This window comes from uncultured Cardiobacterium sp. (assembly GCF_938028185.1).
In the GTDB taxonomy this organism is placed as follows: Bacteria; Pseudomonadota; Gammaproteobacteria; order Cardiobacteriales; family Cardiobacteriaceae; genus Cardiobacterium.
In genome coordinates, this window is sequence record NZ_CALJAH010000041.1 from 1 (window position 1) to 6,839 (window position 6,839).

Consider the following 6,839-nt stretch of genomic DNA (forward strand, 5'->3'; position numbering starts at 1 on the left):
TGCAGCTAATCAGTCTGCCGCTCGCCGGGTTATTGATGATTTGCCGGAGTTTCTCGATGTAAGGCGAGTGCAGCGCTTGCAGACCGATAAAGGTGCGGCAATAGTAGTGCGCGGCGATTTCTTGCAGGATGCGCGCCTCGCCGGGATGGGTGCCCAGCGGCCATTCGCAGTAGATGGCTTTGCCGAAGGGCGCGATTTGTTCGATGAGGGCGTGGTGTTGCGGCAGTTTGACCGCGACGACGAGCAGGTCAATGTCGTCGCGCGCGGCAAGGGCGGCGGCATCGTCGCTGTAATACGGCACGCCGTATTTTTCCGCCGCTTTTTGCGCGGTTGCCATGCTGCTGGCGGTGAGCCCCTGGATGGCAAAGTGGTCAGGGAGCTTCTGCAACGCCGGGTAATGCGCCATCGCCGCCCAGCCGCCATCGGCGCTCAGGCCGATGATGCCGACGTTGATTTTTTTGGGGATTGCTTGGGTCATGGTCGGTTTTCGTGTTCTTCGGGTGGATGGTTTTGGGTTTATGGTTTTACATACAGGGTAGCGACTATGGTGTATGTATATTTGTCATGCCTGCTTCGCCAGCGCCGAGGCTATCAGCATTTGTGTGCCGAACCAGCCCCAGTAGATGCGGTGCTGGCGGATTTTGCCGTCCGCCAGTTCCATCAGTTCGAGGATGTCGATTTGTTCGCCGTCCGGGGTGTGGCGCGGGTATTCCCACACCAGCAGGTTGCCGCTTGCGAGGTAGCGACCGTCGCGGTACCAGCGCACCAGTTCGTTCGGGCGGCGGCGCGTGCCTTCTTCAAGGAAGGCCTGTATTTCCGCGCGGCCACGCAGCACGCCGCTCGCGCGCGCCATGATGACGGGGACAAGCGGCGATTCAAATTCGGCGTCGTCGTGGTAGAGGGCAATCAGCGCGGCGGTGTCGCGGTTTTTGGCAGCTGTGTGCCAGGCTTCGTAGATGTGTTGGGCGTCTGTCATGGTTTTTTTTCGGGTTTTCGTAGGGTGGGGCTTGCCCCACCGGCTGCAGTTCACGGTTTACATACAGGATGGCGGGAGGGGTGTATGTATATGTTGGGTTGTCTGTCATTCAGTTGTCGCGGTGGGGCAAGCCCCACCCTACATACTCCCTGTCCCGTCTCCCACAGGGGGAGGGGGGAATGGCTGCGCCACCCCACCCTGCGTTATTCAGGGTTAGCCGACGCTGCCTTCCAGTTTCAGCTCTATCAGCCGCTGCGCCTCGACCGCAAATTCCATCGGCAATTCCTGGAAGATTTCTTTGCAGAAGCCATTGACGATGAGGCTGACCGCGTCTTCTTCGGAGAGGCCGCGTTGCATACAGTAGAAAATCTGGTCTTCGCCGATTTTCGCGGTGGTCGCTTCGTGTTCGACTTGCGCCGTCGGGTTTTGCACCATGAGATACGGGAAGGTGTGTGCGCCGCAGTCGCTGCCGATGAGGAGCGAGTCGCATTGGGAGAAGTTGCGCGCGTTTTCCGCCCCCGGCAGGATTTTGACCAGTCCCCGGTAGGCGTTTTGCGCCTGTCCGAGCGAGATGCCTTTGGAGATGATGGTGGATTTGGTGTTTTTGCCGATGTGGATCATTTTCGAACCGGTGTCGGCCTGCTGGTAGTCGCGCGCGAGTGCCACCGAGTAGAACTCGCCGATGCTGTCGTCGCCTTTCAGCACCACGCCGGGGTATTTCCAGGTAATCGCCGAGCCGGTTTCCACCTGCGTCCACGAGATTTTGCTGCGCGCGCCTTCGCACAGGCCGCGTTTGGTGACGAAGTTGTAGATGCCGCCGTTGCCGTCCTTGTCGCCGGGAAACCAGTTCTGCACGGTGGAGTATTTCACCTCGGCGTCTTCGTGGGCGATGATTTCGACGATGGCGGCGTGCAGCTGGTGTTCTTCGCGTTTCGGCGCGGTGCAGCCTTCGAGGTAGGAGACGTAGGCGCCACGGTCGGCGATGATGAGGGTGCGCTCGAACTGGCCAGTGTTGGCGGCGTTGATGCGGAAGTAGGTGGAAAGCTCCATCGGGCAGCGCACGCCGGGCGGGATGTAGCAAAACGAGCCATCGCTGAAGACGGCGGAGTTGAGCGCGGCGAAGTAGTTGTCGTCCATGCGCACCACGCTGCCCAGGTATTGGCGCACGAGTTCCGGGTGTTCGCGCACCGCTTCGGAGAAGGCGCAGAAGATGATGCCTTCTTTGCCGAGGCGCTCTTTGAAACTGGTGGCGACCGAGACGGAGTCAAAGACGGCATCAACGGCGACGCCAGCAAGCATTTCCCGCTCTTGTAGCGGGATACCGAGTTTTTCGTAGGTGCGCAGCAGTTCGGGATCGACTTCGTCCAGCGATTTCGGCCCTTCTTTTTTGTTTTTCGGCGCGGAGTAGTAGGAGATCGCCTGATAGTCAATCGGCTTGATGTTGAGGTGTCCCCAGTCGGGTTGTTCCAGCGTCAGCCAGTGGCGGTAGGCGGCAAGGCGGAATTCGAGCAGCCAGTCCGGCTCGTTTTTCATGCGCGAGATGTGGGTGATGACGCCTTCGTCCAGCCCCGGCGGCAGGGTGTCTTGTTCGATGTGGGTTTCAAAGCCGTACTGGTATTCGGTTTCGGCGATTTTTTTCAGTTCTTCGTTGCTCATGAGGCTTCTTGTTTGAGGTCGTTTTTGTCGGGGAATTGCAGGGTGCGTTCGCGCTGGCGGCGTTCAAAGCGCTGCATTTCCGCCAGCGTTTTTGCAGCGAGCATGGTGCGGATGTTGTCGTTGATTTCCAGCCAGAACGGGCTGAGGGTGCAGTGTTCGGCGAGCGCGCAGTTATGCTCGCTGCTGGCGCATTCGACCAGCTCCGGCGCGCCTTCTATCGCTTCGACGACTTCCAGCGCGGTGATGCTCTCCGGCGCGCGCGCGAGCTGGTAGCCGCCATGCGCGCCACGGATGGATTCGAGGATGCCTTGCTGGGTCAGGCGTTTTAGGACTTTGCCGGACATCGGCACGGCAATGCGCGCTTCTTTCGCAAGGGTCGCGGTGTTGCGCGCCGCGCCGTCGGCAGCAAGCACCGCGCCCAGCAGGAGGAAGGCGTACTCGCTTTCTTTGGTTATGCGCAGCATGGTTGCTCCAATCAGAACGGGGCGGGTACTTTATGCCTTTTGCCAGGCGGGTGCAAGTGAACGGTGCAGAAAAACTGGCGTTATAAGCGGATTCGTTTTAGCAAACTCAACAGTTGCGACGCGTTATCATCTTCGCGGTAACGCAGCGATTCGTAGAGGGTCGCCGCCTGTTGCAGTTGTGCCGCCTGTTTGGCGCCCGCAGTCGCGGCGAGGCGGCGGAAGAAGACGGCGACAGATTCGGCGGTCGCCTTGCTGTAGCCGCGCTTTTCCCACGCCGCCAGTTTGCGCCGCAGCGCGCGGGCAATGACATCGTCGTCGTGGCGCGGGCGGCGCGTCCAGTACCAGTAGAGGATGGCGCAGCCGATGGCGAGCAGTAGCGCCATGACGATGAATAGTCCCGCCGAACCGAAGGCTTGCAAACCGAGGCCTTCGAGCAATCCCTGTTGTTGGTCGCGGTCGAGGTTGATGACCCAGTCCTGCCAGAAGGCTTGCGTTGCATCGATGGCATTGCGCAGCCAGGCGACAGCACCGAGGTTTTCGGCAATGCGGGTACCAAAGGCGCGGCTGTCTTCGCCGCTCAGGCTGTTGCCTGAAAGGCGACCTTGCAGGATACGGTCCGGGGCGACGGCGGCAGTCGGGTCGAAACGCACCCAGCCTTCGCCGTCAAGCCACAATTCTGTCCAGGCGTGCGCCGATTCTTCACGCACCACCCAGTCGCCAGTGAGCGGGTTGCGTTCGCCGCCCTGATAGCCGATGACCACCCGCGCCGGGATGCCAACACTGCGCGCTGCCAGCACCATCGCACTGGCGTAGTGTTCGCAGAAGCCGATGCGGTCGCGGAAGAGGAACACTTCCGGGTTGCCCGCGCCGGGCGGCGGTTCGAGCGAGTAGTAGTATTCTTCTTCATGTAGCCGTTTGAGGAAACCTTCGGCGAAGCCGCGCGCCGTGCCGCCGTTTTCCTGAAGCAGACGTTGCGCCAGTCCCTGTGTCTGCGGGATGGTCAATCCGGGTGGCAGTTGCAACGCATCCTGGCGGTCGCGCCGCGACAGTTCGCCGGTGGTGTGATAAGCGAGCGCCGAGGCGAGCCGGAAACGTTTGCCGGTCACGCCGTTAGCCGCAGGAAACAGCGCAATCTGGTAGGCATGGCCGAGCGGCAGGTTATCCGGCAGTTGCTGCGGCAAATCCAGCGCGGGCAGCCATTTCAGCGACGACTTCACCAGCGTCGTTTCGTAGCGAACGATGCTGTCCTGTTGATAATCCACCGGTGCAGGCGGGCGAAAAGGGTCGCCACGGCGCTGCAACCACTGCGTGCCGTCAAACTGCCACAGCACCGGGCCGCGCCAGTACAGGTTGCGGCTCTGCGGCACCTGGTCATGGTCAAAGCGGACGCGGAAGGCGATTTCGTTGGACTGCGCCAGCGACGACAAATCGCCCATGTTCATCTCGTCCGGCAGGCCGGTGACGGCACCCTTGCCCTGCTGCGGCATCCCCCACAGCGGCTGGATGCGCGGGAAAAAGAAAAACATCGCTGCGGCAAAGGGTAGGGCGATGAGGAAAAGGCGCAGCAAATCGCGCCAGCGGGCGAACTGCACCCGCGCCCGCCCGCGTTGCTCGAAGCGCACCAGACCATGCACGCTGATGGCGAGGGCAAACAACAAATAGAGAAAAATCAGGATGGACTGCGAATACATCAAAAACGCCAGCATCAGCAGCGTTTCCAGCAAAAACAGCACATGAACATCGCGGCGGTTGCGCGATTCCAGCAGCTTGCAGACGCTCATCGTCACCAGCAGCGCGACGAACGACAGCGTCAGCCCCTGCGAGCGCAAGCCGCCATAAATCAAAAAAGCGCCCGTCAATATCAGGCCAATCGCAACGCCAATGGCGAGGCGCTCATCATCGCGGGCAATGGCGACGAATTTCAGCGCAATCGCCGCTGCCAGCAGCACGCCAAGCGCACTCGGCAAAAAGAAAAACAGCGGCAACGCCACCAGCGTAAACGTCGCGGTAATGCGCCGCCACTCGCGCCCGTCCAGCCGGTCCTGATACGCCTGCGCGCTCACCCAGCGAATCATGCCCCACCTCCGAACAGCGCCAGCGCGCGCAAACAGGCCTCGCGCTGCTCGCGCCCGTGACCAAAATCAAAATACTGCTGTTGCAGGCGCAGCGCGTAGGACAACCCCTGCGCCTCCGCCTCGACAATCCATTGGGCGAGCTGCGACAGGCGCTGCTCGGTGCCGCCGGGAATCGCGGCAAAATCGAGCAACAACTGCGGCGCGCCCTCCCCGGCAAACTGCTTCAGCAACAGCTCGCCGCGACCATAACGCTTCCAGGCGACCCGCGACAGCGAATCGCCGAGTACATACGGACGCAAGCCGGACAACTCATCATCGCCCGACGTCGCGCCCTGCGCCTTGCCCTCGCCCTCAGCCGCCTGCCACGGCAGCGGCAAATCGCCCGCCGGACGCGGATAGACCAGCACCCGCGCTTCCAGCCACGTCCACGACCAAGTGACAAACGCGCCGAGCGGATGCGTACAAAACACCTCCAGCGGCGCCATCGCGTGCCAGCCGCGTTGCCACGTCGCCTCGCGCAACACCACCCGTGCCGTCGCACCTGCCTGCAAATCATCACAGGCGACGCGCTGCTCCTCATTGCGCAAAAACACCAGCCCGCGCGCACGGCCATCGCGCTCGGTAATCGTCACCGTAAACGCCGCCTCGTCGCCCGCCCACACCGGCTCACCGCCCTGTGCGGCGAGCGACAGCCCGGACAACTGCCCGGCGGTAATCGTGCCGCCGAGCAAAAACACGGTAAAAGCGAGGAACGTCAGCGCATAACCGAGATTGAGCTGGTGATTCGCCGACCAGACGAACATCACCGCCAGCACCGCAAAAAAAGCAAGGCCGAAGCTCGTCGGCACCACCGGCATCCGCAGCGCCGAGGGCAAATCGCGGCTGGCGACGGCATAACGCTGCCGCGCCTGCCAGCGGGCACGGATTTTGTCCTCAATCGCCATGAATCAGCGCATCACCCAATCGCCACGAATCGGGCGGGCATAATGGGCAAGCACCGCAATCATGCAGACCTCAATCGACACCGACCAATAAATATGACCGAGAATCTCGCTCCACAGCTCATAACCATTCAAATTCCATAACCAGCCGATCTTGCCCTCTGCATACACCGGATTACGGAAACCGAGCAACGGAATCAAAAAGCCGTGCATCACCACCGTAATAATCAAACCATAAAGCACGCCATACCACATCCGAATGCGCGGCCAAAAAACAGAGCAAAAGACATAGACAAAAGCAAAGGCGAAACTGAAGAGCCAGTGATACAGCGTGATGGCACCTGCGACCGTCGCCCCCTGATAGACATAATCGAGCGAGTGCGAATTAAAACCGAGCCAACCGAGCCAGGCATCAATATGCGCTCCCGGCGGCGACACCTCGCCCGGCACACGCGGCGGCATATTGACCTCCGAGCCCCATTTCACCAGCGAACTGAAAAAACCGCCGACAATCGTCGTCCAGAAAATCACGCCAAAATTGACGCGGCGTTCCGTCAGACCATAACCCAGAATAGACATAACAATCTCCCAATATCCAAAAATAAAAAGAATGACAAAACGGCACAAAAACGTGCCAATCCTTGAAGTCTGCCTGAAATCTGCGGATAGAAGCAATGTCCCCCTCCCCTGCAGGGCGAAGCCCGCAGCGGGGGAGGGTCGGGGAGGG

At 60.8% G+C, this 6,839-nt stretch carries 7 protein-coding genes; all 7 read right to left on the reverse strand.

Annotated elements, in window-relative coordinates; genetic code table 11:
* Positions 1–478: Gfo/Idh/MocA family oxidoreductase (locus tag Q0349_RS01465; RefSeq protein ID WP_298079022.1), on the reverse strand; the 478-nt coding region annotated here is incomplete at its 3' end.
* Between the two features lie 84 nt (positions 479–562).
* Positions 563–976 (reverse strand): nuclear transport factor 2 family protein, encoded by a 414-nt coding sequence (locus Q0349_RS01470; RefSeq protein WP_298079023.1) that lies wholly within the window; start codon positions 974–976, stop codon positions 563–565.
* A 213-nt stretch (positions 977–1,189) separates the two neighbouring features.
* A complete protein-coding gene (gene sufB, locus Q0349_RS01475) occupies positions 1,190–2,632 on the reverse strand; it encodes a Fe-S cluster assembly protein SufB (protein ID WP_298079025.1) in 1,443 nt (480 codons plus the stop codon).
* The gene (locus Q0349_RS01480; protein WP_298079026.1) at positions 2,629–3,096 is read right to left on the reverse strand and encodes an SUF system Fe-S cluster assembly regulator; all 468 of its coding nucleotides are present in this window, start codon (positions 3,094–3,096) and stop codon (positions 2,629–2,631) included. The genes sufB and Q0349_RS01480 overlap by 4 nt, the downstream gene beginning before the upstream one ends.
* Positions 3,097–3,176: 80 nt before the next feature.
* Positions 3,177–5,171 (reverse strand): DUF3488 and transglutaminase-like domain-containing protein, encoded by a 1,995-nt coding sequence (locus Q0349_RS01485; protein WP_298079028.1) that lies wholly within the window; start codon positions 5,169–5,171, stop codon positions 3,177–3,179.
* Complete coding sequence (locus Q0349_RS01490; RefSeq protein WP_298079029.1) at positions 5,168–6,115, reverse strand: DUF58 domain-containing protein; 948 nt, start codon at positions 6,113–6,115, stop codon at positions 5,168–5,170. Before Q0349_RS01490 ends, Q0349_RS01485 begins: the two co-directional genes overlap by 4 nt.
* 3 nt (positions 6,116–6,118) lie before the next feature.
* Positions 6,119–6,670: a DUF1440 domain-containing protein gene (locus tag Q0349_RS01495; protein WP_366916250.1), complete on the reverse strand. Its 552-nt coding sequence runs from the start codon at positions 6,668–6,670 to the stop codon at positions 6,119–6,121.
* Positions 6,671–6,839: the final 169 nt, after the last annotated feature.

Coding starts and splice junctions, on each gene's coding strand:
- Q0349_RS01490 (WP_298079029.1), bottom strand. CDS start 6,115: ATGGCGATTGAGGACAAAATCCGTGCCCGCTGGCAGGCGCGGCAGCGT.
- Q0349_RS01470 (WP_298079023.1), bottom strand. CDS start 976: ATGACAGACGCCCAACACATCTACGAAGCCTGGCACACAGCTGCCAAA.
- Q0349_RS01480 (WP_298079026.1), bottom strand. CDS start 3,096: ATGCTGCGCATAACCAAAGAAAGCGAGTACGCCTTCCTCCTGCTGGGC.
- Q0349_RS01485 (WP_298079028.1), bottom strand. CDS start 5,171: ATGATTCGCTGGGTGAGCGCGCAGGCGTATCAGGACCGGCTGGACGGG.
- sufB (WP_298079025.1), bottom strand. CDS start 2,632: ATGAGCAACGAAGAACTGAAAAAAATCGCCGAAACCGAATACCAGTAC.